A 25,558-nucleotide genomic window follows, 5' to 3' on the forward strand; every position below is an offset into this window, starting at 1 on the left:
ACAAGACTATATAAAGCTAATAAAAGCTAAATATTGCACCATCATTAAGATAATCCTTATTATTTAAATATTCATTTAATTTAAAACACTAACATTCTGTTTTATCTATTTTTTTCTTCTTAGCAACTATTAGATCTTTAGGTTTATTCTGTTATCAAATTTATTAGAGATGCAATACTATCTAATTATACTTGTACAACAGTGCATCTCTATTTTGCAGTTCTCATTAATACTGCTCATCAACTATGGATAGAATGAAAATGATGATTAAACCCAATAAATTAACACTATCGCTTATTACATTATCTATTATTAGTGCAACTAGTACCTTTGCTAATGAAATCAATTCAGTAGAACCTACTAAACCACTTAATTATGATATAAAACTTAATCAAGCAACGATTTTTTTACGGGGAGCTGAACTTGAGAATAACGTCACTCTCAACTTACCTGCGGGGCAGAGTGAAGTTGTTTTATCTAATGTTGCAAACAATATTGATCCCAAAAGCTTATCAATTAGCATTGATAATGAAGATGTGATTATTAATACTATTAACGTTAAAAAAATTCCTATTGCCCCTAGTTACCCTTCTGACATTGCAGTATTGATAGAAAAGCAGAAAGATATTAATAAGCGAATTGAAGTATTAAACATCAATATTAATGTGGGTGATGAACAAATTGCTTTATTAAAAGATCAATCATTTTTTGGTTATGGTGAAACTCAGTCATTAGAACATTCATCACAAAAATTTGATTTTATTAGCCAAAAAATGACATCTATTCTAAATCAGCAAAAAATGGCGCGTGAAGAAATTGCTGAATTAACAGAACAATTAGAAGAGTTAAGCCGACAATTAGAAATTGATATGCCAATTATTGCGCAAGAGAAAACACAAATTGTTTTATCTTTAGGCACATCAAAAAATCTAACCAGTAAAATGCGTATTTCTTATATAACACCAGATGCTGGGTGGTCACCTGCTTATGATATCCGAAGTCAAGGAATGGATAAGCCAATATTACTCACCTACAAGGCAGATGTTATTCAAAATACAGGCTTAAATTGGGATAAAGTAAAACTGGTTTTAACATCTACCAATCCATCACTTAATATCACAGCACCAACATTATCACCTTGGTATTTATCTCTTTATAATAATTCTTCAAAATTTAAACAATCCAATATGGATATGAGAATGGCAATGCCAGCTCCAGTGTTAGATGAAATGAGTGAAAGAGAAAGTAGCACACCAAGAGAGCGACTAAGTAAAGGCGTGACTCGTTACGTAACAACCAATAATAATGGTATCAATTTAAGCCATGCTATTGCGTTACCTTACACCTTAAAAAATAGCACGGAGCCTAATACATTAGTAATTAATCAAAAAGAAGTTATTGCAGATTATCGCTATTTAACGACGCCTAAATTAGTTGAAGAAGTTTATTTACAAGCTGAAGTCAAAGATTGGGAAAACTTAAACTTACTTAATGGTCGTACGAATATTTACTATATGAATAGCTTTGTTGGTAATAGCTATATTAATACTAACGAATTAACAGAGTTACTTAGCATTCCATTTGGAATAGATAAGAATATTCAAATTAGCCGTATTAACAATGAGAAAATAAGAAAAGAGCCTATCTTTATTGGTACAACGATTGAACAAAAAGAGAGTTATACCATTAAAGTAAGAAATACTTATAACTCTCCTGTAAAAGTCACTATTTACGATCAACTACCACTTAGTCAGGAAAACAATATCAATGTGGCCGATGCAGTTTATAAAGATGGCGTACTTGATAAAGATACGGGTGAAATTAAATGGGATATTACATTAGGTGCCAAAGAGGAAAAATCATTACCATTAAATTATACCCTTTCTTACCCTAAGAATAGACAAATTATGGGATTATAATTTCTCTCATTTAAATTTAAAAAACAAAATAGAAGAGGGTGCAATAGCACCTTTTTCTATTTTAAATAAAAAATTTTTTTATATTTTTTTTAAAAAAAAGCTTAGTTATCATCATCACTTTCATTTTTTAAAATAAAATCTAATTGTCCAAAAGATGAAAAACCTGCTTTCTTTGCTAAAGCAAGTGAAGAAAAATTATCTAATTGGCAACGATATTGAGGCTCATAGCCATCATTTAAAATCAGTTTACTTAATGCTCTGATCAATAATTTTGCATATCCTTTTTGGCGATGATCTGGATGTGTCAGGATCCCCATATCAGCAAATAGAGAGTCATCCCACGGATATGCGCTGGCTACTGCTATTAATTTTTCTTGTTCAAATAATCCCATCACGCGCCAGTGATCTAATTCAACATAAGCACCATCTAAATCTTCTACACTATTTTGTGAGCAAAACTCGTCAAATAACACTTTATCTACTTGTGTTAATCTACGCACAGTCTGTGAAAAAGGCTCATTCTGTAATTTTTCACACTCTATTTCAGATAAATAAAAAATCTGATCAGCACCATACCAATTAAAATTAGCGTGGCTTAAACGAGCTAATAACTCTTCACTGGAAGTTGGTGGATATTTTTTTAAATTAAGTTGTTTAATTAAATCAGGTGTACAACTAAATAAATCTACTTCAGCTATTTTTAGCCATGACATACTGTAATCTTCATCTGACCCTGAATAACTAAATAAACTAAAAATGGGTGAATTTATAACGGACTCCCCCAATTGAAATTCATTTTTCCAGTAATCGATGATCATTATATTTTTCATCATTTTCTCTATTTTTGCCGACTAATTAAGCAAAATTTTTGCTGCTTCAGTTGCAAGTAAATCAATATCATAGTTTTCACGATTAGATAGAACTGTGATAGTGAGTTTTGATTGCGGGAAACGCATAAAATAGGTTGATGTTCCCATCCATCCCCCTGAATGTTCAAAACTTATTTCACCGAGAGCATGATTAATAAAAAGGCCAAATCCATAAGCTTCATAATCAATTATTGGCTTACCTTCACGCGTAAAATTAGGAAAAGGCTGTGTCATTTTCGCAATAAGCTCGGCACCGCCTACTTTTGCAGTACTAAAGTTTTCACCCCATTTCATTAAATCGTTCGCACTTGAATGTACTGCACCATCCCCAGTATGTGTCCAAGGGCTTTCTGATAACTCATAGTTTCCTTGCTCATTTTCCGCATATCCAGACACAATAGGATTTACTGTAGGATATTCTTCAACAATAAACGTATCGTTCATTTGTAATGGCACAAAGATACGCTCTTGAGCAAAAACTGAAAATGGTTGTTGGCTTACTCGCTCAATGATCTGAGACAACAAAAAATATCCAGTATTATTATATTCAAATTTACTGCCAATAGGGTAATAAGTCTTTGTTTGTTTTACGATATCAGAAAAGCTTTCTTCTGGCGTAAGTTGCGTTGTGTAAGAAACACCTCGCTCAAACGCTAATTCCATATAATCAATTAACCCACTGGTATGGGAAACTAAATCGTTAATTGTGATCGCTTTGGCGTAGTCACCTAATTCCGGCAAATAAATAAGAATTGAATCATCAAGTGATAACTTTCCATCTTTAGCCAGAAGTAATATAGAAAAAGCGGTAAATTGCTTTGAAACAGAAGCCAAATTGAAGACACTTTTTTCGTCAATAGATTGATTTTTAGATATATTCGCAAGACCTTTTTGAGCTTGATATATAACACCATCATCAAAACGAGCCTGTATAATAATACCTGGTGTATTCTCTGAGATAGCGCTCAATAACTGTTCTATCTGCTCTTGCTTGCTATTATTTTTTATATTTTTCATTGTGTTACTCTTATTACTGCTAACATATCATCCCCATCTTTATCCATACCTATCTCTTCAAAACCAAAAGAAGCATAGAATGTTTTAGCCACAGGATTTAATGGGTTATAACAGATCTCAATTTGATTAATTTCTTTATCTTGTCTAATTTCATTTAAAGCAAGCTGAAGGGCATTTCTGCCTAATCCTTTATTTTGGTGTGCTTTATCTATCATAAAACGCCAGATAGCAATTTTATGCGGATTTTCTTTTACCCACATAAAAAAACCAACGGGTTTATCTGATACATAAATACCTCTGACAACATAGTTTTCGTTATAAGCCGCCTCAACTAAAGACCACATATTAGAAGCAATATAGTCTTCTTGATATTCTTCCACCTCAAGCAAGCTAATTTCTTCGTAATTATCTGAAGTGATACGTTTTAAACTGATACTCATTATATTCTCTTTTAAATCACTAAATCGCATTTTAATAAAAACTCATCGTTTATTATCTGCGATAAAATTAAAGAAAGATTAAGAGAAGATTTAGATAGCACAATAAGACACATTATTTGTAAAAGGAAAAATATAAAAATGTTTTATTTACTCACCTTAAATTTAAAAAACTAAAGTGAGTATAAAAATAAGATCAGCATTAATTATTTTACATATTTAATCTAATAATTAAGCCAATATTTCTTCATTTTGGGGTTGGCTATTTGCTAATATCGCTTTTTTAACAGCAGGGCGTTGATTAATTTTATCCAGCCACTCAATAACATACGGGAATGTTGTAAGATCTAGATTTAACTCTTCCCATGTTCTTAACCATGAAAAAGTGGCAATATCAGCAATTGAGTAATGATTTCCTGCTAAATAAGGCGTTATTGTGAGTTGTCGTTCTATTACACCCAATAGACGCAAAGATTCATTTGTATAACGTGTAATTGCTTCAAAATTTTGTGTTTTAGAGCCATGTAAAAACCACCACAATTGCCCCATCATAGGACCAACACCTGCAATTTGAAAATTTAGCCATTGCTGAATACTCAAATTCTCTTTCATTGATGCTGATTTAAATACTTTATACTTATCATCAAGGTAAGTTAATATCGCGCCTGATTCAAAAACAGTAATATCCTCTTCATTATCTATAATTGCGGGTATTTTTCCATTTGGATTAATCGCTAAATAATCAGGACTACGCTGAACGCCCGTCGATAAATCCAAATAGATTTTAGAATGTGCTAATTGAGCTTCATGTAAAAAGATACTAATTTTTAGGCCATTAGGCGTATTAGAGGTATAAAAAGTTAGCTTTTTATCAGGTGATTTTTTCATGTTGCACTCTCTACAGTTTATATTCTTTAAAGATTATTTTTATTGCAAAAGCTATCATTGCAATTGCAACTATATATTTTAAGCATGAGGAGATCAAGCTCGATAAAGTGCATAACGTGCCTCTCTGACGCCTGAAAGAGTATAAAAAGAGGTTAAAAATAGGATGATAATACGATAACGATATAAAAAAACAGGATAAGATTTAATTAATAATAATCTTAATCCTGCTCCTAATTTTTGGTAAACACAGAAGAAACTAAATAAATAGTAGTAAGGCTTTTAATGACCATTTTTCTGCATAAATTTATTAACACTATTTTTGATTGTTTCTCTTAACCACAGCACTTTAGAGTTGTACGCATGGCGTTTATGCCACAGTAAAATAAATGAGATATCAAGCTGTTCAGAAACACTGTGTGGCAGTGGTAGAGGTAATGTCACTAAATTAGGTAAAGCTCTAGAGATGTAATGTACACAATATCCAGGTAAACAAGTAATAAGCTCATGATTAAGTTGAGAAATCATAAATAAAGTTTGCTCAAATGACGTGTAAGTTATGGCGATATTACGTAAACGTCCATGCTCTGCCAAAATATCATCTAATGCCCAATGAGGTCGTTTATCATATTCTGTTGAGATGTGAGAATAGCGTAAAAATGTCTCTAAATTCTAAGGCTCTTTTAATAACGGATGATCTTTTCGCACATAAACTAATGGCGTATCACGAAAAAGCTCTTCACAATCGATGACTTCAGGTAATAAATGTAACGCTTCTTTAGATCCTGAATAATATTCGCGACCTAAAAAAGCAATATCAGCATCTCCGTCAATAATACTCGAGAGTGAGTTATATTCCCAATTTCGTATTTGCACCATTGATTGCGGATAATAATTCAATATTTCTAAAGGAGATTGATTCAGTAACACCTGATGTAAAGGGGATTCCAATATTAAACTGAAATGAACACCTTTAGGTGTTTCGCTATTTTGCTTACTCGCGATATGGTTACCAATATTAATAAAATCAGAAAGGGATTCTTCAATACTTAATGTCAAAGGTGTTGGAATTAATCCCTGAGGGCTACGAACGAAAAGGGGATCATCAAACCAAACGCGTAATTTTGCCAATTCTTTACTCACCGCAGAAGGTGAAATAGACAACCATTTTGCAGTCAATGTAACACTACGCTCTTGTAAAAGGATTTGAAAAATAACTAATTAAGAAAGATTCATTGGTGATTGCAGTCGTTCTATTTTTACTTTTAGCCGACTGTTTTGGTTTGGTTTCTTTTATTACAAAGAAACAATAAATAAAGATTAATAACGCGTAGATTGCCATGGCATAAAACATGACCGGCCATTTAAATTTTAATAAGATCAAAAAACCTAAAACAGGCGCTAATACTGGGATAATACAAGTAATCCCATTTATCATAGAAAGAATTTTAGCACGTTGTTTTTCAGCTAATGTATCTCGTAATATCGCAAAAGTAACAACATAACAAAATCCAGCCCCAATACCTTGGAAGAAGCGTGCAATCAAAAAGTTATTTTCCGTTGCCGAAACTTCTGCACCAAATGATGCCAATAAGAAAACAACGGTTCCAAGCAATATAACCGGCTTACGTCCTAAATTATCACTACACCAACCAGCAACTAACATGGATGAAACCAAGCCCATTAAATAAATTGAAAAAGCTTGATGTAATGTCACTTCTGATGCGTTCAAATCATTTGCAATTGCCGTTAAACCCGTTAAATGTAAATCCACACCAAAAGGGTATATCAACACTAAACAAAAGCTAAAAAGGATATATTTTGTCATCCAGCCACCTCAATTATTCTGATGAAGGGGCATTCTAGTCGTCAAAGAAACTGAAACCTAATGACAAAAAAGCAATCTCTAATTTCCATTTTGGAAATAATATATTTATCCCATTATCAAAAATGATCACGCCTTCTTGGGGATATACACTAAAATCCGATTATATTTTTCCAGATCAAATGCTAATGATGTGTATTGATAATGCTCTTTTTTATTATCAAAATTTAGAGTTCTCACACCATCACAAGGAGGATATATCTCATGTTTTTCCCACATTCTCTTAAATTCAGGTGATGAGCAATTTAGCGTAGCAATTAATTTACGAATATTGGGATCATTCTTTGTTCTTGCATGATCACGACGAAAGCTTGCCAACAATCTTTCAGCAATATTTTCCCAATCATCAATACGCGTTTTGTAACGGGGATCCATAAACAACAAATAAAGATAATTACGATTTTCAGCACTGTAATCTGAAAAATGAAAATAAGTATCTGCTTTTTTATTATAAGCTAATACATCCCAATGTAGATTTAAAACATAACAGAGATATTCTTGTGGAAAATCAGCCAAGATCTGCAAAATAGTTTCAGGAACCTGATGTTCTGTTATTCCTGTTTCTGTTGGCTCTCTCATATGCGATAACAAATAAAGATGCTGTCTTTCTGCACTATTTAAGCGTAAAGCTGTGGCTAAACTATCTAAAAATTGGCTCGACACGCCAATATCTCTTCCTTGTTCAAGCCATGTATACCAAGTTAGCCCAACGCCAGAAAGTGCAGCAACTTCCTCACGGCGTAATCCTGGTGTACGGCGACGGCCAGTACCCGGTAATCCTACGGTTTCAGGTGAAATACTTTGCCTTTTAGTTCGTAAAAAATCCGCTAATTCAGGGCGAGTTCGTTTTCTTTCAGTCATAGCCTATTGCTTTTAGTAATAGTATAAATGGTTAAATTGTATCAGGATAAACAACTCATTATAGTCTCATTTTTTTAATCATTGAGACAAAAAATGAATACTCAACAACGCATCGCCTTATTTGTTCTGCTATTAGCAGGATTTGTCACAATTTTTGATTTATTTGTTGTCAATGTCGCTATTGTGAATATTGAACAAACACTCAATGCAACGCTAACTGAACTCACATTAATTATCGTAGGATACGAATTGGCCTTTGGTTTATTATTAATTACAGGAGGGCGACTTGGTGATATTTATGGCCAACGTACTCTTTATCGCATTGGTATGTTTGGTTTCACTTTAACATCTGTATTGTGTGCAATTTCTCCTAATGCTATTAGTCTTGTTATTGCTCGATGTCTGCAAGGATTAACAGCAGCGCTATTGTTCCCCCAAGTTTACTCAAGTATTCGCCTTAATTTTGATGATACACAGGCTAAAAAAGTATTTGGTTTATTAGGAATGACATTAGGATTAGCCGCAATAACAGGGCAAGCATTAGGAGGACTTTTAATATCGTTAAATCTTTTTGGGCTTGAATGGCGTACTATTTTTTTAATTAACCTTATTATTGGTATTGTTGCATTAGCACTTTCTCACTATTTAACACAAAGTGAGACTCTAGACTATATAAGATTAGATATTGGCGGTGTTATCTTATCTGCTTTCAGTATAACGTTCACATTACTTCCTTTATTAATGCTACCTATTTGGGGATGGAAATTACATAGTACATTACTTTTTCTTTTCGGATTAGCATTATTAATGCTGTTTATTTACTATGAAAATCGATTAAAACAGCAAGGAAAACAACCTCTTTTTGATCTTATTTTATTTACTAATCATCCTTATGTAATTGGGATCGGAATTGTCGTTTGTGTATATGCAACATCATCGGCTTTTCCTATGATGATGTCGATATTATTACAAAGTGGATTTAAACGTTCTGTCCTCGATTCTGGATTAATTTTTGTTCCATCAAGTATAGCTTTTGTTCTTTCATCACTATTAACACCTAAATGGGTAAGAAAGTTTGGTGAACAGATTATTTATTGGGGAGGTGCTTGTTATGCTTTAAGCTATCTATTTTTAATTGGAGGTATTTATTATCTGATATCACCAGAAAATAGCTCTCTAGTGATCCCATTCCTATTCTTAGTCGGGTTTACACAAGGTATGATAATGACACCTATGCTTAATCTAGTATTAGCAAAAGTTAAGTCCGAATTTGTTGGTATCGCTTCAGGATTAACTGCAACATTACAACAAATTGGTGCCGCAATAGGGGCAACTTGTGTTTCAATTATTTTGCAATTTAGTCTTAGTCATACACTTTCAACAAATATGATTGAACAATATAAGATCGCATTTAGTTTTAGTATGGTTTTCAATTTTATTATGGCTATATGTGCCACTTTTTTATTAAGAAAAATAGTCATTAAAAACAAATAGATAATTGATGAATCCAATATAAAAAACACCTTATTAAACTCTTTTAATAAGGTGTTTTTATTTTAATTAAACAGTGAATTTATCGTTATTTTTTCTTTTGTAAGTTCTATTTTTTGTGCTGGTGTTCCACTTTCATTGGTAAGGCAATAATTGTAGTAAAAACTATAAATAGATAATAGTAATTTTACTGTATTAGGCGATAACGTTTTTAAAAATACATCAGGAAATTTCTCTTTAAATGATTGAATAAATAGATGGCTGTAATCAAGAGAGGGAGATATTTTAGTATAAAAACTGATGTCATCTGTTTTATTTAATCCTAAATTACATAGATAGAATAACTCTTGATTATTTTGAGATATAAACTCATACCACTTGTTATTCCACCAACCCAGCGTATAACTTCCTTTATAATTAAAATCTGATGTTAGGCGAGATCCCTTTGAAACCACATAATAAAGGTTAGACGTTTTTTGTTTTATTTCTTTACCGTAGGCAACCATACATCCCCCACGGATAAAACTATCATGATAAATAAAATGATGATTAATATTTATTGGTAGAATATACTTTAATTTAAGAAAATGAAAATGTGATAAAACAACAGGCTCAATAATATGCTCAGAGCAAATTTTTTCTGTATATTGAATTTGACCAAAACTTTTTCTGCTATTTATTTGTTCATATCGCATAATAATATTATCGAGTAATATGCCTTGAGTATTATCTAATGTCTCTTTTTTAGTGTTGTTATGATATTGACTATCAGAACTCACTAATACTTCACTCCAATTAACACTTGGAAGAAAAACATAACCTGTTTTAGAGCAACAAGTTACCATTCCAAAAAGTTCATTTGAAAAGCCTTTTGTTTTGTTGTTACGACAACTCAACGTAAATACGTTTGTTTGCAAATCATAAGTTTTATTTTTATCTAGTAACTTTTCATATTGCCTTGTTTTTATTTCCATTATCTTTTCAATAGCAGATAGTTTTCTATAAAAAAGAGCAGGGGTGATGTTTAAATTCTTAATAATATAAGTAGGCGTTTGCGATTGTAAAATAATAAGTTCTATTATTTTATTATTAATAGACTTTAAATCTATATTATTTTTAAGAGAAAAAACCGTATTACACTGTTTACATTGATAGCGTACCGTTCCTTTTCCCGTTTTGCCATAAAGTATTTTTTCTGATGAATCACAATTTGGGCATTGCTCATTGATATTTAAATTAAAGAAATCAATATAAGGATTTAATAATGCCTTTATATCTTTATTATTAATTAATACGCTACTACCGCCACAACAGTTACAATAAACGGCAGGAAAACCTAATTTAAAAGACGGGATCACATAGGCATTTTCTACAACTTCAGAAAAGTGTTCGCAACTCTCTGTTTTACATACATTAACATTAATTTCTTTTGCTGTTTTCATCAGTTCTTATCACAAAAAACCAACACAAAATGATAATAACATAATTCAACTACGCATAATGCTAACGCACTGTGATAGTTATCATACTTTTAACAAGTCAGGTGTTATTAACTAAATACGAACATCAACCTGATTATTTCAGTATTTTTATTATTACAGGATATTATTATGAATAAGCCCGTTCTTATATTACCTCTGTTAATTGGCGCTTTATTAGGAAGTTCTTCCGTATTCGCTCAAGAAATTACTATTTATCATACTAACGATTTACACGCGAATGCCGTTCCTTTTAAAGCACCTTATGTTAGTAAAGATAGATTAGTCGGCGGGTTTGCAAATATTGCGACCATTGTTAAGGATGCTAAAAAAAATAATCCAGGCGTTTTATTTCTTGATGCTGGCGATTATTTTACAGGACCTTATTTAAGCACTTTAACTCAAGGTGAAGCCATCATCGATATCATGAACGAGATGTCTTTTGATGCAGCTTCTGTAGGTAATCATGAATTTGACCACGGTGTAGAAAACATGGTGACTCAACTCAAAAAAGCAACATTCCCTGTGCTTTTAGGTAATGTTTTCTATGAAGATAATGGCAAAGCTGTCTGGGATAAACCGTATATTATAGTAGAAAAAGAAGGCGTGAAATTTGGTGTAATTGGATTGCATGGTAAGTTTGCTTTCTATGACACGGTTAATAAAGATAAACGAGAGGGTGTTGAAGCAAGAGATGAAGTTGAATATCTTAATAAATATCTTAATGAACTGAAAGGGAAAGTTGATATAACCGTATTACTTGTTCATGAAGGTGTTCCGGCAAGACAATCTAGTTTCGGCTCAGCGGATGTCGCTCGTATGCTACAAAAAGATATCGAATTAGCACAGCAAGTAAAAGGGTTAGATATTTTAATTACTGGCCATGCTCATGTAGGTACACCAGAGCCTATTAAAGTAAACGACACGCTGATTGTTTCTACGGACGCTTATGGTATTAACCTTGGGAAATTAGTGTTAGATATAAATGACAAAACTAAAAAAATTGACCACTATAAAGGCGTGTTAGTTAATATCTTTGCTGATGAACACAAACCTGATCCAGATACACAGAAAAAAATAGAAACATGGACTAAAAAATTAGATGAAATTGCACAACAAAAAATTGGCAATACTCAGAATGAACTAACACGTTCTTATGGTGAGTCTTCTGAAATTGGCAATTTAATTACCGATGCTTTTTTAGTCACAGATAATCGGGCACAAGTTGCTTTTGTTAATAGCGGTGGTATTCGTAATGAGATCCATAAAGGAGATATTACGATCGGGGATATTATTAGTATGTTCCCATTCCCAGATGATTTAACTTACATGGAATTAAGCGGTAAAGACTTACGGGATTTAATGAACCACTCTGCAAATTTAACTAATGGTGTATTGCAGGCATCTAGTGGTTTTGAAATGAAATATGACAGTACTAAACCTGTAAACGAACGTGTTGTTTCAGTTTCTATCAATGGAAAACATGTTGAAGATAATACTTATTATCCTATTATTGCTAATTCATTCTTAGCGAGAGGCGGAGATGGTTTTACTGCCTTTACACAGGGTAGAAATGCTAAAGATATTCCTAATACCAGTGCTGCTACAGCAGTAATTGAATATATTAAGCAAAAAGTTACTATCAATATGCCTAAAGATGAACGAATTGTTGATATCTCTGCAAAAAAATAGTGTGTAAATAATCAATAACCCCATCATCTAACGCCATTAATGTTCTCACCATTAGTGGCGTTTTTGTATTAATGGCAATGAGCTAATTTAATCTTAATAATCGTTGTGATATCAGATAAAGCTTAGCTAATCTACTGATATACTCATACTAATTTTTGTTATTCATCTTCACATTATAGAGATATTCCTATGCCGTGGACTTTTTCACATCCTTCTATTGTTTTCCCCATAAAGCAGTCCCGAATAGGAAAAAACCTTAATTTACCTGCATTAATTGTAGGAAGTACTTCACCTGATTTACTCTATTCTTTTGGTTTATATCAATCAGCGACAACCGCACATGATTTATTGGGCTGGTTTTATACTGCATTTCCTTTTTGCTTACTGGTTTTTATTCTAAATTATTTACTACGAAATCCATTAAAGTGCGTATCGCCGATCCCCTTATATGAGCCGATAAAACTCAATATTCGAGCATTAAGCTTATTTGTTTTATCTTTGTATATTGGTGCAATGACTCATATTGTCTGGGATTCTTTTACCCACGAAACAGGAACTGCTGTCAGATTTTTTTCTGTATTACAAGCACAGTTATTACAAGGAATGACCGATAGCCAAGAGATTGCTATCTATAAATTATTACAACATTTAGGCTCCGTATTAGGGTTGCTTTATTTGTGTTGGAAATACATTCAATACCAGCGCAAACAAGATGTACCAACGCAAAAAGAAAACCGTACTAAATTATATCGCTTAATTAGGATGGGGTTTCTGTCTGGACTATGTGCTTTTCCTTTAGCCTTACAATTCTCAAATAAAGGACAGGGAATTAACATTAATAGGTTTATTTTCCTTGAGCTTTCTTTGGCGGTGCCTTTTTTCTTTGGTTTAATGATAATTTTAGGCGTTTGGTTATACCGAACTAAAAATAGGCAATATTGCTGATAACAACATAATGGTTATTGCTAGATAAAAGAGGATAAAACGATTAAATTACAAGTTATTGTGACACAAGATAGTTTGTCATTAGTGGGTGATGTACTTTCTGCACAATCTCATCGCCATAGCTTTATGCACCTTATTCTTTCTCTTAATCAACAACCATTAACCGTCAAAATAGACAATAACGATTACAATTCCACCGCTTTTTTAATTAATGGCGATGTTACCCATCAGGTAATACAAGTGAATCAACCTTATTGGCTTATTTTAATTAATCACACTTCCGCTCTTGCGAGTTGTTTACGTCATTTATGGTTAGATGGAAATAGACCATTCTTAGATATTTCTCAACAGGTAAACTCGTTATTACCAAAAGCTTATAGACAATTTCAACAACCTATAAGTGAAGATGAATATCGTGATTTATGGGATAAACTAGTGCAACAACTTGAGGTTTCCAGTTGTTATCAATCTCATAAAATAAGTGATAAAAGAGTCAATACTGTTCTTGCCACATTGAGAGAAACAACACTTCTACCATTGCAAGATGATAAAATTCTGGCTGATATTTATTTATCACGTAGTCGCCTTTCTCATTTATTTACTGACATCACAGGAGGAAATTTAAAAAACTATATTTTATTTCATCGCCTTATTGCAACCTTATTACAAATATCTCAAGGAAGTAGCGCCACACAAGCCGCGCTAGATAATGGTTTTGATTCTCCCTCACATTTATCCTCTACTAGTCGCAAGTTAATGGGAATTTCGCCTCGTTTTGCAAAACAAGTCAGCCAATTTTTGAAAGTTTTACCTAAGTAGATGCTTTAAATTCTCCATCAACAAAGATAAGGAGAATATGTTATGAGCCGTTATTTAGAACAAACTCAACTACTTGATTATAATTCAGAGAATATTCAAAAGTTAATCAGCGAAAAGGGCTGGAAACAGTTACCGATAGAACAACGTGTTGCTGACATTTATAATTTCTGTCGTGATGAAATTAGGTTTGGCTTTAATGAAGATGATTCACTGACTGCTTCTTATATTCTTAACGCTGGATATGGACAATGTAATACCAAATCTATTTTATTTATGGCGTTATTAAGGGCGGTAGATGTTGAATGTCGACTACATGGTTTCACTATCGATAAATCATTACAAAAAGGCATTATGACCGGACAACTTTATGAATTAATGCCTCAAGAAATCTCACATACTTGGGTTGAAGCTTATATCAATGATAAGTGGTTTAATTTTGAAGGCTTAATTCTTGATATGCCGTATTTAAATGCCTTACAAAAAGAATATAGTGAAGAGTCTATTAACTTTGTCGGTTTTGGTGTCGCAATTGAAGATCTACAAAATGCCCCTGTTTCTTGGCTGGGTGATAACGATACCTATATTCAAAGAGCTGGCATTGTACAAGATTTTGGTTTATTTGATTCACCCGATCTTTTCTTTGAAAAACATGCGCAAAGTATTTGTGAAAAAACTAAACAATTATTTGCTAATACATTGCGTCACAAGATCAATGACAATATTCATGCTATTCGCCAATGTAAGTTTGACCAAGTAAACTAAAAAAAGCCCCGTAACATAAATTTACGGGGCTCTTCTTTCGAATACGCTATATTTAATACAGAAAATCTTAGCTATTTATTATTTTTAAACCACTGCATAACTTCTTCATAGCTTCCTTGGTAAATAATCTTATCTTCCTTTTTGCTTAATTGATAACGATACATTGGATCGTAATACTCTTTAAGTAAAGGAGTTAACCAAGAAAAATGCGCTTCTGTATTAGACTCTTTTTTCTGAATTTCTAGGGCATTATCTAGCAACTGCGTTAATTCCATTGCTCTTTGAGAGCCTAATCGACGGCGGATAGCAAATAAACCATGATGCAAGTAATCACTGTAAGCTTGCCAGCCTTTTTCTTCACCATACGCTTCTAGATAATCGTGCGTCATACGATCAAAATACTCTGCTTTCAAACGTTCTATGCGTCTCTCTAAGGGATCATCCACAACAACAATTGAAGCATCAACCATTTTTGCTCGTAAACATTCAGGTAATCCATTAGCACCAATAGCACGACCTTCATCCTCAAGCACCCATCGTGTATATTTCGGTGATTTTTTCAACATTTCAACACCAAGATGGTTTTCAAATGTCGCTTGAGGAAATTGCTCTTCTACTGTACGACCAAAAGATGAGCCACGATGATGTGCAATACCTTCAAGATCAATACCTTCTGGTAATGAACGCACTAAAGTCGTTTTTCCATTACCGGTACATCCACCAATTAAGATAATAGGGCGTTGAACTAATTCATTGCTCATTTCAATAACGGTCTGTCTTAACGCCTTATATCCACCTTCAATTAATGGATAATCTATACCTATTTCTTTAAGCCATTGCTGAACGATATGAGAACGCATTCCTCCACGAGCACAGCAAATATAACCATTTGGAAATTGCTCACAAGCTTCACGCCAAGCTGCAATACGGTTATCACGAATTTCACCACTAACCAATTGATGTCCTAAATCAACCGCTTTTTGTGAGCCTTGTTGTTTATAACAAGTCCCCACAGCAGCACGTTCTTCATCATTCATTAAAGGCAAATTAATCGCATTAGGAATTGAACCTTGATTAAATTCAATAGGCGCACGCACATCAATAATAGGTGTGTTATTAGCAAGAATATGTCGAATATTTTGAGCAGAAAACGCTGATTCCATAATAAAAATTGTTATATCTAGTCTGGCTGAAAGATTGACTACTATACTCTTAAGAACATGTGATGACACGCCCTGATCATCTGTTTTTATTAAATTAAGGTGCATTATTTCTAACAGAATAATTTTTTCTAGAACAAAAAAATACGCCACAGTCAGTAGATCCTGTAACGTACTTTTAAATCCATCACCGTGATACCTTACCACTGCTTAATATTTCTATCTTCCTGTGTCACTGATGTTAATTTGGCTAATAAAGGTAATAATTTGTGTTTAAAATCATCTATAAAGGTGTAAATAACCGGTACAAATAATAGACTTAATAATGTTGAACTGATTAATCCACCGATAACTGCAATAGCCATAGGCCCTCGAAAACCCGCATCCGCACCAGTCGTTAGAACAAGAGGGATCATTCCTGCAATCATCGCAAAAGTGGTCATAATAATCGGTCTAACCCGCTCTTGACCTGCCTCTAAAATTGCTTTTTCACGACTTAGCCCTGCACGCTCTTTTTCAAGAATAAATTCAACTAATAATATCGAGTTTTTAGTGACAATTCCCATGAGCATAAGAATGCCAATAATCACAGGTAGATCAATCATCGCACCATACAAGACTAAAGCGATAATAGCGCCACCAATAGAAAAGGGTAATGCAACCAAAATAGTTACTGGTTGCATAAAATCTTTAAACAACACAATTAATATAGCAAGAACGAGCAATATGCTAAAAGTCATCGTTGAACCAAAACGCATTAGCATATCGTGCATATATTCTGTGTCACCGTATTCAACTTGTGACACGGTATGTGGCAGTTGTTGATATTCAGGTAGCGCCATTACTGCTTCGATTGCTTCTCCCAAACTAATACCATCAAGATTACCTTCAATCGCTATTTTTCTTTGACGGTTAATTCGCTCAATTTGTGACGGACCATCTCCTGAGTCTATTTTAGCCACCGTTTTAATCGGAGCGGGTTGTTGTCCAGCGCTATTTACATAGAGATTATTGAGTAACTCAATATTGTCTTGTTGATATTCAGGCAAAATAACCTGAACCGCTAACTGTCTATCGGGGAGATTAAATTTAGCACTACGAGAATTTGCCTCTCCCATTGTGGCAATACGTAATGTATTCGCAATCTCTTCGACATTTATTCCAGTACGGCCTAAATTATCCAGCTTCGGCGTAACGATAAGCTCTTTACGCAGTAATGGCTTAACAACTTGGATATTATTAAATCCTGATAATTTTGCTATTTTATCAGTTAATTTCTGTATTTCTCTATCCAATTCCTCAGCATCATTTCCACTAAAAACGAGTGAAAAATCTTTATTACCACTGCTGTTACTAAATGAAAACTTAATATCTGCGCGCTGATTAAAGAGCGTTGTCACTTCTTGCTCAAATTCTTTTTGTGATAAAACACGCTCATTCGGCTCAGATAAGGTGAGAATTATTTCGCCTTTATGTTGAGCAATACCATCAGAGTCATCAGCAATGCCAGCAATAGTATAAACAGACCTAATTTCCGTTCTCTCTTTTAATAAACGCGTTAACTGATTAATCTCTTTTTGTGTCTGCTCAACTGGAGATCCAGGCGGTAATTCAACACTAATTTGACTAATACTAATATCACCTTCGGGCATAAAACCGACTGGTAATAAACGAATGGCTGCCATTGATCCAATTAAAAAACTGAGTGCAATGGATAAAGCGAGTTTTCGGTGTTTTAAGGTTAGCGATAAAAAACAAGTATACTTACTAATCCAACGAGGTATTTTGTGTTCTTTGCTTTTTGTCTGAGGAAGCAGAATATAAGCAGCCATTAGCGGTGTTACTAAGCGAGCAACCAGCAAAGATGACAATACCGCCGCTGATACCGTGATACCAAAAGGAATAAAATATTTACCGACAAATCCTCCCATAAAACTAACAGGAAGAAATACAGCCACAATAGTTAGGGTAATAGCCACTATCGCAAACCCGATGGCATCAGATGCTTTTAATGCAGAAATATAGGGCCGTTCACCACGTTCAATATACTTTTGAATATTTTCAATTTCGACAATAGCATCATCCACTAAAATACCAATAACAAGTGTTAGCGCTAATAACGTAATACTGTTTAAACTATAATCAAAAAGCAGTAAAACAAGGAATGTAGGTAATATAGACAAAGGGAGTGCAATTGCGGCAATTAATGTTGCTCTCCAGCTTTTTAAGAAAAATAAAACGATAATAACAGTTAAGAAAGCTCCTTCAATTAACGTTTTAATCGTTAGATGATAACTCGATTCAGTATATTTTACCGTTGATGAAATAAGCTCAATATTAATGTCTGGGTTAGTTGCTCTTAGTTGTGCCAATACTTTTTCGACATTGTCAGCAACGACCGTATCACTAGAGCCTTTTGTTCTATATATCGCAAATCCGACACCATCATTGCCATTAAGCTGAGAAATAGATTTAGTTGATTTTTGCCCATCATAGATATTGGCGACTTCACCTAATTTGATCCATTGCCCATTATCAGTAGGCAATAGAATATTTTTAATTTCCTCAACACTCTGTTTTTCACCTAAAACACGGATGGTATGTTGTAGTGTATTATATTTGGTACTTCCTCCCGCTGAATTCTGGTGAATACCTCGTAAAAGTTCATTAATCGTCGTAATAGGGAGCTGCAATGCTGCTAATTTTTGTGCATCTGGTTCGACACGAATAACGCGCTCAACATCACCTAGGCGCCTTATCTTTTGTACTCCTGAAACCATCACAAGTTGTTTACTAATTGTATCATCGACATACCATGATAAATCAGTCAGCGACATCGTCGAGGAAGAGGCCATATAACGTAAAATGGCACCACCTTCGACATCTACACGACTAATTAAAGGCTCATCAATAGTTTGAGGTAACTCACCTCTAATTTGCACAATCTGTTCACGAACATCGTTCGTTGCTATATAAGCATCAACATTTAAGTCAAACTCAATAACTGTTGAAGAAGCACCTTCACTAATTGAAGAGGTGATATGACGGATCCCCGGAATACCAGAAACCGCACGTTCAACACGCTTTGTTACCGCATTTTCTAATTCAGTAGGCGATGAGCCATCCTGTGTAATTGTGACCGTCACAATAGGGAAAGTAATAACCGGATTTGCCGTAACAGGTAATTGAATAAATGAAAAAATACCCGCAATAGTCAGTACCAAAAAGATAACAAGGGTTGGAATTGGTTTGGTGATCGCCCATGAAGATAGTTGTAATTTCATTGAATATCCTTCATTGGAACAACAAGATCACCTTGAGATAAAAAAGCTTGAGCATAAGCGACAACCTTAATATCAGTAGATAATGGGCTTAATATTTCTACTCTCCCATTATGAACACTACCAATATCAACAGGTTGAATTTCAATTCTTCTATCATGATTAACAATAAAGATATTCCGAATGCCATTAGCTTCAGTTCTGATTGCACTATACGGAAGCGTCATTCTCTGTTGTGGCTGTTGGGTATAAACCATGACACCCATTTCACCAATACGATGATTATGTTTGTCTGTTAATGAAACTCTAATTTTTCCTAACTGAGAGTAAGTATCTATTTTTGAAGAAATAAAGCGGATCACACCAGATAGTTCTTTATTTGTGTAATCTTTAACTTTTACATCTGATGAATGATTAATTTGCGATAGCTCAGATAAATGCGCATTAGCTTCAAACTCTATTTCATTATTTTCAATAATTTTAAATAACAACGTATTATCAGAAAGTGTGCCATTCATTGCATGACGTTCGCTAATAACACCCGATACCGGGGCAATAATTTTAGATTTATCTTCTTGGCTTTGTTCTCTTGCTAGTTGCGCATTTAATTGGCGTAATTCTGCACGACTGGCTTCTAATTCTGCTTTTTTAGCCAATGTTTCTGATTTGGCTTTTTCAAAATCATTGGTTGAAATAACCCCTTTATTAGCCAAAGCGCTTAAACGAGTTAATTCTTTTTGTGACTGTTCCGCTAACACTTTTTGCTGTTGTATATAAGCCGTGGCTTTCTCAGTTTCTGCTTTTAACTGCATCACTGAGGCTGTTTGAAGAGGGGATTCTAATGTTGCTAGTAGCTGATTTTTTTCTACCCATTGTCCTTCTTCAACAAAGACCGCTGTCACCATTTGTTGTTGTAAGGGTGAACCAATAGAAACTTCATTTTTGGCAACAAAAATACCCGGTATATTAAGAACCTCTACGTAACGATCAATTTTAGGCTCTGTTACACTTAGTTTAATGATATTTTCATTTTCTTCGGCATGAATAACCGATGTCAGAAAACAACTGAAGAGAACAAATGTTATCTTCAATAGAAGTTTTTTCATAAATCTTTATTTCCCTAAAAATAATAGGGAACAATGTAATGCTGAGGTAATATCCATTCCTTAAATTCAGGTTAAAGTAGGATATTTATTTTAATAAGATTTTAATCTAGTGAACTTCACAACAATATTTATATAATATTAATAGCACTTATATAACCAATCTTCTTCACGACAATGAACGAACTCAGAGCAAATAAACGTTTCTTGTACCTGATAAAGTTGATTTTCCTGATATACATTATCCCATACATCTAATAATGAACATTTATCCTTAACATATAAAAGAGCATTTTTGGCAGATTTAAAGCAAGCTAAATCACCAAAATCATTATTACCTACAGGGTGGTAGCTTGAATATTTGCAAGATAAACAACAGTTTATTTGGCAATGATTAGGTAATCGTTGCCGTAAATCAATAAGTGCATTTTCAACAAATGAAAACAATCCATCAGATTTATAGCTAACACCATGATAATTAAATGAATAAGAGATATCATTTTTATCGTTTGAATAATCAAATTGCAAAATAATAGGTGTAATAGTCTCTAGTCCTGCTTCTACGACCGTTATTGGATATTCAATACTAAAAACACCTTGTACAGTGTCAAATTCATCTATATCAAATAATCCAATCACTTCTTCTTTCTTAATTTCAGGAAATGAAAGTAAGTTAAATGATGGCCCACTAAATAGAACACCCCTTAAGATAAGTTTTAATAAATGTCCATCTGTCATTAATATTCCAGTGTCAGATCCTTTACAATCAGAAAAATAAAATGGCAACGAAAGCCTTGATAAATTTGATTGTGCGAATGGTTTCATTTTTAATCCTTTATAAAACCGTTATATATTCAACAGATACTATCATCATATTGTTTTATTTAGGCGTGTATTTTTCACTTTTTTAATCATCATGAAGACAATTTAGATGATATTTTTTGTTTATCATTTATAATCACAACGTATTCCAGAATAGCTCAGTGGTAGAGCATTTGGCTTCGGACCGAAAGGGCGCAGGTTCAACTCCTGCTTCTGGATCCCTCATTAATCATAATTTCTATTGCTTGTCTCTTTTCAAGCACTCAAAAACCATCTTGAATACCTCTCTTTATTTGGTGAATATCATGGCTGATAAACAAAACCTATTACCTGTTGGACTTTCTTATGCACAATCGCAATTGGCTAAAACGCTAAGCCAACCCGAGATAAATAACAATAAAGTTCAACAATGGGAAGCCGTCTTACACCAAATACTGCAAGGGCAAGCCAATTATGGCAGCCGAACACCATTCGAAAATACACCAGCATGGATCACGCTTGAAGTTATAAAAGGTGGATTTGCCACAGGTAATTGGTTAGCAGGTGGAAAAATAACACCTGAAGAACAACAATTATTAGATAAACTGCAAATAAAAACCTCGCCTGAAAATCAGCGATTAGCATTAAATAGCTACTATTTAACTGATGAAGGAATGAATGTTCTTAATAAATGTTTAGATAATGAAAACTATCTTATAACCGTTCCTGAAGAGAGTGTTTTACTCACTGTTGCATGGTTGATCAGAAATAAAGCTCAAGCTTACGCAAGAGACTTGCTTGATATTGTTTCGCCTTGGTTTTCAACATTAAGATTTTACCCTCACATTGTCGAGCAGCCTATTATTTCTAGCAGTACAGTAAGAGTGCAAGAGGTTGATATGACAATTTACGATCTTAAAAGAATAAAACCCAATAAACGTGTATTAGCTCAAAAAGAAGCCGTGACTATTTGGCATCCTTTTAAAGTGAAAATGGTAGCGTTACTTTCAGAGATTGTTGATAAGTCATCAAGTTATACAATTACACCTTTATGGAGACAATCGGCAAAAGATCTTATTGCTGAGTATTCCCAACTACGTAAACAATATTTCCTTTGCAATAAACCTATAAAAAATAAAGGTGACTTTGCAAAATTGCGTATTGCTATTGAGCAATTATCGCTTGAGAAAAATGAGTTAGATTTTCATCAAGCACAGCATATTCGTGTTTTATTACAACGTCATATCGAGAAATATGGCGAGCCAAATTCAGAAAAAAGCGATAAAAAACAAAAAATAAAACAAGATGATGTGCAAGCACCATTACATTACACATTAAGTCGAGTCGTTTTAAACCGACTTGATAGCTTAGATATTAATAATGGTTTTGATGATAAAGAGATTGCCACAGAAGCTATTTCTGAAAGTGAGGCAAAGCAATTTAACTTAGCGCAAAATTATCCAATTCCAAGTATCATTACGTATAAAACAATGCGTAGTTTTAATACCACGGCAAGTCAACTTATCGAGCAAAAGTTAATCACATCATCAGAAGCTCTCAGCAATATTATTCCTCAAATTACAGCGGGTTTACGTGCTAATAGTTTGTTAGATATCCCATTGCGCCATCTTTACGAAAAAAACTATCGAGCATTTAAACAGCGTCGCTCTTTATTACTATTAGATCTACAACATCAAGTACAATTAGAAGAGCTACCGTGGGTTGCAATTATTGATAAGTTTCGTACAAAACAAATTTCTAACAAAACTATCTTCACGGAAGTATTAAATGAGTTTCTGTTATTAAACTTTCGTTATTTTCCACATACGCAGTTACCTAATCCTTTATTACAAGAATTAAACTCACTGACATCTCAAGTAGATCCAAGTATTAAATGGAGTGAAGAACTTGCTGCAGACATTTTTATGGGAATGTTTAGTAAGAAAATCGCTAATATCTTGGTAAAAAATGCTGATTCCACTTTACCTTACAGTCTGTATTCACAATATTACAGAGTTGATTATTTGCTATTAAAACACGAGTTGCTCACGGCTTTATCGTCTGCAAATACACAAGGGGGAGACCCTTATGCTACATCTCGCGTGATCTTAAAATGGTGCGAAGATAGAACAAATGAAAAATTTGGCTCTTATTCTCCTGCAATAAACGGGGGAATACTTGAGCAGTCCTACATATTAACAACCCATAACCTTAGTACTATTTTTAATAATATTGGTCTTGCTGACAAATTAAAGCCATTCTTGCTTGATATGTGTAAACAATGCCTACAAGTCATCATTCGCTATTTACAGGCTCCTTATCGTGGTTATCACGCCTCATTAATCACAATAAAAAATGCGGCTTACGCATGGCGACAATGTGTTTTTTACCTTTCTTATTTATCCCAAGAAGAACTGCAACAATTTATCTTATGGGCAGAGAATTATATTGATACCCAGTCTCAATATTTCAAAACGCTATTTATGCCAATTTGGAATGGGCTAATGACTGTAATAAATACACCAAACGACTATAATTATGATGATAAAACATCACATCTTATTTTTTATGGTTGGTCTGAAAAACATTGGATGATGAAGCTTATTCTAAAAGCCAATGGTGAAGAAGTGCGCGAATAAAATTAAGATATGCATAGAAATTAAATAGGCTGAACAGCTCTTTCTTGCCTATTTATTTTTATGCCCAAATAGTACCAAATCAGACTAATTTGATTAATTTAGAGGCTTAAGGTGATATTTGAGATTTTTAGAACACTTTTACATTACAGTTTACACTTTTTAGCACCCATTTTATTAGGCTATCTTTTCTGGCGTAAGAATTGGAAGATAGCCTCACTTCTTATGATAGGAACAATGGCCATCGATATTGACCATTTGTTAGCAACACCTATTTTTGATCCCAACCGCTGTAGCGTAGGCTTTCATCCATTACATACTGTTTGGGCTGCCTTGATTTACTTAGGTATATGGTTTTTACCCTCTTGGAAATTAAAAGCCATTGCAGTAGGGTGTTTATTTCATTTATTTACCGACTCAGTTGACTGCTATTTAGGTGGATTAAAACCCGATCTAACAATAACGATGAGTTGTGATAAAAATTACTTTATACCTGATATCAATAATGAATTTATTACCCGAAAATAGAAGTGGGATTTAAATATCTCTTTATTTTTTATTTGGATTGCTTAGTAAATTTTATTAATACACCGCCAATAATCAAGAGAACGCCTATTATTTGCAATAATAGGTTATTACTTTCAACACCACCTAATATATCAATAACCAGACTTGAGATCATTTGTCCGCAAATGGCTAAAACAGACGTTAACATAACACCCAATAACGGTAGAACATAACTATTGATCACAACAAAGAATGCACCAATAATACCACCAGCAAAGGCAATTAAAGGGAGCGTAGATAGTTTAATAGCGTGGTAATCTTTTATCCATAAAACAAAGATAGTTAAAAATATAAAACCAACTAAATGGTTGATTAAAGAGCTATAAAAAGCATTACTGTTTTGTGCTAACTTACCATTTAAGGTGCGGCTTGTTACAATGCAGACACCATTAAATAACGCAATTAAAATAAAAATACTCATTAGTTATCTACCTATAATTAATAATGCACTGCCAGAAATAAGTAAAAAGCACATAAATAAATCGCGTAGGGTGATTTTTCTTTTTTCAACCCCAAACCATCCCATTGCATCAACAATAACGCTAAAAAGAATTTGCCCTGTTATCATTAAAATTATGCTACCAGAAAGTGATAATGGGCTATTTACTGTAATTGCAGCTAATAACACCGTAAATGCCCCTGGGATACCACCCAAATACCATAGAATTTTTATTTTGTTATTATTTTTCTTGGTCAGTTTATTTTTTCTTAAATATAAAATGTATATAATTAAAGAGAAAAGAGTCCCTATACCGTGTGTTATCCATGATGCGGTTAATGGCGTTGTAAAACTGGCTAAGTAGCTATTACTCATAATCATTAATGAAAGTAAAACGCCAGAAAAGACCGCAACAAGAGAAAGAATATACTTGTTATTCATAATATTAAGTCTATATAAATCATTTTTGTGTGGCCTTAAAATATTCTTTTTTGATAATACTGGCAAGAAA

At 33.5% G+C, this 25,558-nt stretch carries 22 protein-coding genes, 1 tRNA gene and 1 pseudogene; 9 read left to right on the forward strand and 15 right to left on the reverse strand.

All coding sequences use genetic code 11. The annotated features are described in order from the left end of the window. Positions 1-260: 260 nt before the first annotated feature. Positions 261-1,919 carry a DUF4139 domain-containing protein gene (locus GTK47_RS12885; RefSeq protein ID WP_165123736.1) on the forward strand — a complete coding sequence of 553 codons (1,659 nt, stop codon included), beginning with the start codon at positions 261-263 and terminating at the stop codon, positions 1,917-1,919. A gap of 101 nt (positions 1,920-2,020) precedes the next feature. Here the strand turns inward: GTK47_RS12885 and GTK47_RS12890 are convergent, their stop codons facing one another. The 8 genes and pseudogenes from GTK47_RS12890 to GTK47_RS12920 all read right to left on the reverse strand — a co-directional run bounded on the left by GTK47_RS12890 (position 2,021) and on the right by GTK47_RS12920 (position 7,873). After that, positions 2,021-2,752, reverse strand: coding sequence for a GNAT family N-acetyltransferase (locus tag GTK47_RS12890; protein ID WP_165123738.1), 732 nt, complete (start codon positions 2,750-2,752; stop codon positions 2,021-2,023). An 18-nt stretch (positions 2,753-2,770) separates the two neighbouring features. Further along, positions 2,771-3,805, reverse strand: a complete 1,035-nt coding sequence (locus tag GTK47_RS12895) for a serine hydrolase domain-containing protein (RefSeq protein ID WP_165123740.1) — start codon at positions 3,803-3,805, stop codon at positions 2,771-2,773. After that, positions 3,802-4,245, reverse strand: a complete 444-nt coding sequence (locus tag GTK47_RS12900) for a GNAT family N-acetyltransferase (RefSeq protein ID WP_165123742.1) — start codon at positions 4,243-4,245, stop codon at positions 3,802-3,804. The genes GTK47_RS12895 and GTK47_RS12900 overlap by 4 nt, the downstream gene beginning before the upstream one ends. 228 nt (positions 4,246-4,473) lie before the next feature. Continuing rightward, positions 4,474-5,130: a glutathione S-transferase N-terminal domain-containing protein gene (locus tag GTK47_RS12905; protein WP_165123744.1), complete on the reverse strand. Its 657-nt coding sequence runs from the start codon at positions 5,128-5,130 to the stop codon at positions 4,474-4,476. Between the two features lie 279 nt (positions 5,131-5,409). Beyond that, positions 5,410-5,784, reverse strand: a pseudogene (locus GTK47_RS20680) (DNA-binding transcriptional regulator); the annotation flags it as partial. Between the two features lie 15 nt (positions 5,785-5,799). Then, the gene (locus tag GTK47_RS20685; protein WP_206535855.1) at positions 5,800-6,306 is read right to left on the reverse strand and encodes a LysR family transcriptional regulator; all 507 of its coding nucleotides are present in this window, start codon (positions 6,304-6,306) and stop codon (positions 5,800-5,802) included. Positions 6,307-6,313: 7 nt separating this feature from the next. Continuing rightward, on the reverse strand, positions 6,314-6,955 hold the full coding sequence (locus GTK47_RS12915) for an MFS transporter (RefSeq protein ID WP_165123746.1): 642 nt from the start codon (positions 6,953-6,955) through the stop codon (positions 6,314-6,316). Positions 6,956-7,081: 126 nt separating this feature from the next. Next, the gene (locus GTK47_RS12920) at positions 7,082-7,873 is read right to left on the reverse strand and encodes a helix-turn-helix transcriptional regulator (protein WP_165123748.1); all 792 of its coding nucleotides are present in this window, start codon (positions 7,871-7,873) and stop codon (positions 7,082-7,084) included. Between the two features lie 93 nt (positions 7,874-7,966). Here GTK47_RS12920 and GTK47_RS12925 point away from each other — a divergent pair, with 93 nt between their 5' ends. Then, positions 7,967-9,367, forward strand: coding sequence for an MFS transporter (locus tag GTK47_RS12925; protein ID WP_165123751.1), 1,401 nt, complete (start codon positions 7,967-7,969; stop codon positions 9,365-9,367). A 62-nt stretch (positions 9,368-9,429) separates the two neighbouring features. On the opposite strand, the gene GTK47_RS12930 is transcribed toward GTK47_RS12925, so the two are convergent. Then, the gene (locus GTK47_RS12930; RefSeq protein WP_165123753.1) at positions 9,430-10,806 is read right to left on the reverse strand and encodes a hypothetical protein; all 1,377 of its coding nucleotides are present in this window, start codon (positions 10,804-10,806) and stop codon (positions 9,430-9,432) included. Positions 10,807-10,974: 168 nt separating this feature from the next. On the opposite strand from GTK47_RS12930, the gene GTK47_RS12935 reads away from it, so the two are divergent. From GTK47_RS12935 to GTK47_RS12950, 4 genes are all read left to right on the forward strand, one after another. Further along, complete coding sequence (locus GTK47_RS12935; RefSeq protein ID WP_165123755.1) at positions 10,975-12,534, forward strand: bifunctional UDP-sugar hydrolase/5'-nucleotidase; 1,560 nt, start codon at positions 10,975-10,977, stop codon at positions 12,532-12,534. A gap of 189 nt (positions 12,535-12,723) precedes the next feature. Next, complete coding sequence (locus GTK47_RS12940) at positions 12,724-13,479, forward strand: DUF4184 family protein (protein ID WP_165123757.1); 756 nt, start codon at positions 12,724-12,726, stop codon at positions 13,477-13,479. A 60-nt stretch (positions 13,480-13,539) separates the two neighbouring features. Continuing rightward, positions 13,540-14,298 carry an AraC family transcriptional regulator gene (locus tag GTK47_RS12945; protein WP_165123760.1) on the forward strand — a complete coding sequence of 253 codons (759 nt, stop codon included), beginning with the start codon at positions 13,540-13,542 and terminating at the stop codon, positions 14,296-14,298. Positions 14,299-14,340: 42 nt separating this feature from the next. Beyond that, positions 14,341-15,060, forward strand: coding sequence for a transglutaminase family protein (locus GTK47_RS12950; RefSeq protein WP_165123762.1), 720 nt, complete (start codon positions 14,341-14,343; stop codon positions 15,058-15,060). Positions 15,061-15,131: 71 nt separating this feature from the next. Here GTK47_RS12950 and mnmH read toward each other — a convergent pair whose 3' ends face one another. The 4 genes from mnmH to GTK47_RS12970 form a co-directional block, all read right to left on the reverse strand. Next, the gene (gene mnmH / locus GTK47_RS12955) at positions 15,132-16,223 is read right to left on the reverse strand and encodes a tRNA 2-selenouridine(34) synthase MnmH (protein WP_165123765.1); all 1,092 of its coding nucleotides are present in this window, start codon (positions 16,221-16,223) and stop codon (positions 15,132-15,134) included. Between the two features lie 197 nt (positions 16,224-16,420). Further along, on the reverse strand, positions 16,421-19,504 hold the full coding sequence (locus GTK47_RS12960) for an efflux RND transporter permease subunit (protein WP_165123767.1): 3,084 nt from the start codon (positions 19,502-19,504) through the stop codon (positions 16,421-16,423). After that, the gene (locus tag GTK47_RS12965; RefSeq protein ID WP_165123770.1) at positions 19,501-20,607 is read right to left on the reverse strand and encodes an efflux RND transporter periplasmic adaptor subunit; all 1,107 of its coding nucleotides are present in this window, start codon (positions 20,605-20,607) and stop codon (positions 19,501-19,503) included. The genes GTK47_RS12960 and GTK47_RS12965 overlap by 4 nt, the downstream gene beginning before the upstream one ends. Before the next feature lie 138 nt (positions 20,608-20,745). Continuing rightward, positions 20,746-21,429, reverse strand: a complete 684-nt coding sequence (locus tag GTK47_RS12970) for a DUF6304 family protein (protein ID WP_165123772.1) — start codon at positions 21,427-21,429, stop codon at positions 20,746-20,748. Between the two features lie 144 nt (positions 21,430-21,573). Between GTK47_RS12970 and GTK47_RS12975 the strand changes: the two genes are divergently transcribed. The 3 genes from GTK47_RS12975 (at position 21,574) to GTK47_RS12985 (ending at position 24,569) form a co-directional block, all read left to right on the forward strand. After that, positions 21,574-21,645 (forward strand) — tRNA-Arg (locus tag GTK47_RS12975). 86 nt (positions 21,646-21,731) lie between these two features. Continuing rightward, a complete protein-coding gene (locus tag GTK47_RS12980) occupies positions 21,732-24,044 on the forward strand; it encodes a hypothetical protein (RefSeq protein ID WP_165123775.1) in 2,313 nt (770 codons plus the stop codon). A 111-nt stretch (positions 24,045-24,155) separates the two neighbouring features. Next, positions 24,156-24,569: a DUF6122 family protein gene (locus tag GTK47_RS12985; protein WP_165123777.1), complete on the forward strand. Its 414-nt coding sequence runs from the start codon at positions 24,156-24,158 to the stop codon at positions 24,567-24,569. A gap of 28 nt (positions 24,570-24,597) precedes the next feature. Here GTK47_RS12985 and GTK47_RS12990 read toward each other — a convergent pair whose 3' ends face one another. Then, positions 24,598-25,029, reverse strand: coding sequence for a DMT family transporter (locus GTK47_RS12990; protein WP_165123780.1), 432 nt, complete (start codon positions 25,027-25,029; stop codon positions 24,598-24,600). Between the two features lie 3 nt (positions 25,030-25,032). Next, complete coding sequence (locus GTK47_RS12995) at positions 25,033-25,554, reverse strand: DMT family transporter (RefSeq protein ID WP_347147085.1); 522 nt, start codon at positions 25,552-25,554, stop codon at positions 25,033-25,035. Between the last annotated feature and the right edge of the window lie 4 nt (positions 25,555-25,558).

Origin of the sequence: Proteus sp. ZN5 (assembly GCF_011046025.1) — a bacterium.
GTDB lineage: Bacteria > Pseudomonadota > Gammaproteobacteria > Enterobacterales > Enterobacteriaceae > Proteus.

Coding starts and splice junctions, on each gene's coding strand:
- GTK47_RS12960 (WP_165123767.1), bottom strand. CDS start 19,504: ATGAAATTACAACTATCTTCATGGGCGATCACCAAACCAATTCCAACC.
- mnmH (WP_165123765.1), bottom strand. CDS start 16,223: ATGGAATCAGCGTTTTCTGCTCAAAATATTCGACATATTCTTGCTAAT.
- GTK47_RS12990 (WP_165123780.1), bottom strand. CDS start 25,029: ATGAGTATTTTTATTTTAATTGCGTTATTTAATGGTGTCTGCATTGTA.
- GTK47_RS12905 (WP_165123744.1), bottom strand. CDS start 5,130: ATGAAAAAATCACCTGATAAAAAGCTAACTTTTTATACCTCTAATACG.
- GTK47_RS12970 (WP_165123772.1), bottom strand. CDS start 21,429: ATGAAACCATTCGCACAATCAAATTTATCAAGGCTTTCGTTGCCATTT.
- GTK47_RS12925 (WP_165123751.1), top strand. CDS start 7,967: ATGAATACTCAACAACGCATCGCCTTATTTGTTCTGCTATTAGCAGGA.
- GTK47_RS12890 (WP_165123738.1), bottom strand. CDS start 2,752: ATGATGAAAAATATAATGATCATCGATTACTGGAAAAATGAATTTCAA.
- GTK47_RS12950 (WP_165123762.1), top strand. CDS start 14,341: ATGAGCCGTTATTTAGAACAAACTCAACTACTTGATTATAATTCAGAG.
- GTK47_RS12915 (WP_165123746.1), bottom strand. CDS start 6,955: ATGACAAAATATATCCTTTTTAGCTTTTGTTTAGTGTTGATATACCCT.
- GTK47_RS12900 (WP_165123742.1), bottom strand. CDS start 4,245: ATGAGTATCAGTTTAAAACGTATCACTTCAGATAATTACGAAGAAATT.
- GTK47_RS12895 (WP_165123740.1), bottom strand. CDS start 3,805: ATGAAAAATATAAAAAATAATAGCAAGCAAGAGCAGATAGAACAGTTA.
- GTK47_RS12940 (WP_165123757.1), top strand. CDS start 12,724: ATGCCGTGGACTTTTTCACATCCTTCTATTGTTTTCCCCATAAAGCAG.
- GTK47_RS12920 (WP_165123748.1), bottom strand. CDS start 7,873: ATGACTGAAAGAAAACGAACTCGCCCTGAATTAGCGGATTTTTTACGA.
- GTK47_RS12980 (WP_165123775.1), top strand. CDS start 21,732: ATGGCTGATAAACAAAACCTATTACCTGTTGGACTTTCTTATGCACAA.
- GTK47_RS12965 (WP_165123770.1), bottom strand. CDS start 20,607: ATGAAAAAACTTCTATTGAAGATAACATTTGTTCTCTTCAGTTGTTTT.
- GTK47_RS12930 (WP_165123753.1), bottom strand. CDS start 10,806: ATGAAAACAGCAAAAGAAATTAATGTTAATGTATGTAAAACAGAGAGT.
- GTK47_RS12935 (WP_165123755.1), top strand. CDS start 10,975: ATGAATAAGCCCGTTCTTATATTACCTCTGTTAATTGGCGCTTTATTA.
- GTK47_RS12885 (WP_165123736.1), top strand. CDS start 261: ATGATGATTAAACCCAATAAATTAACACTATCGCTTATTACATTATCT.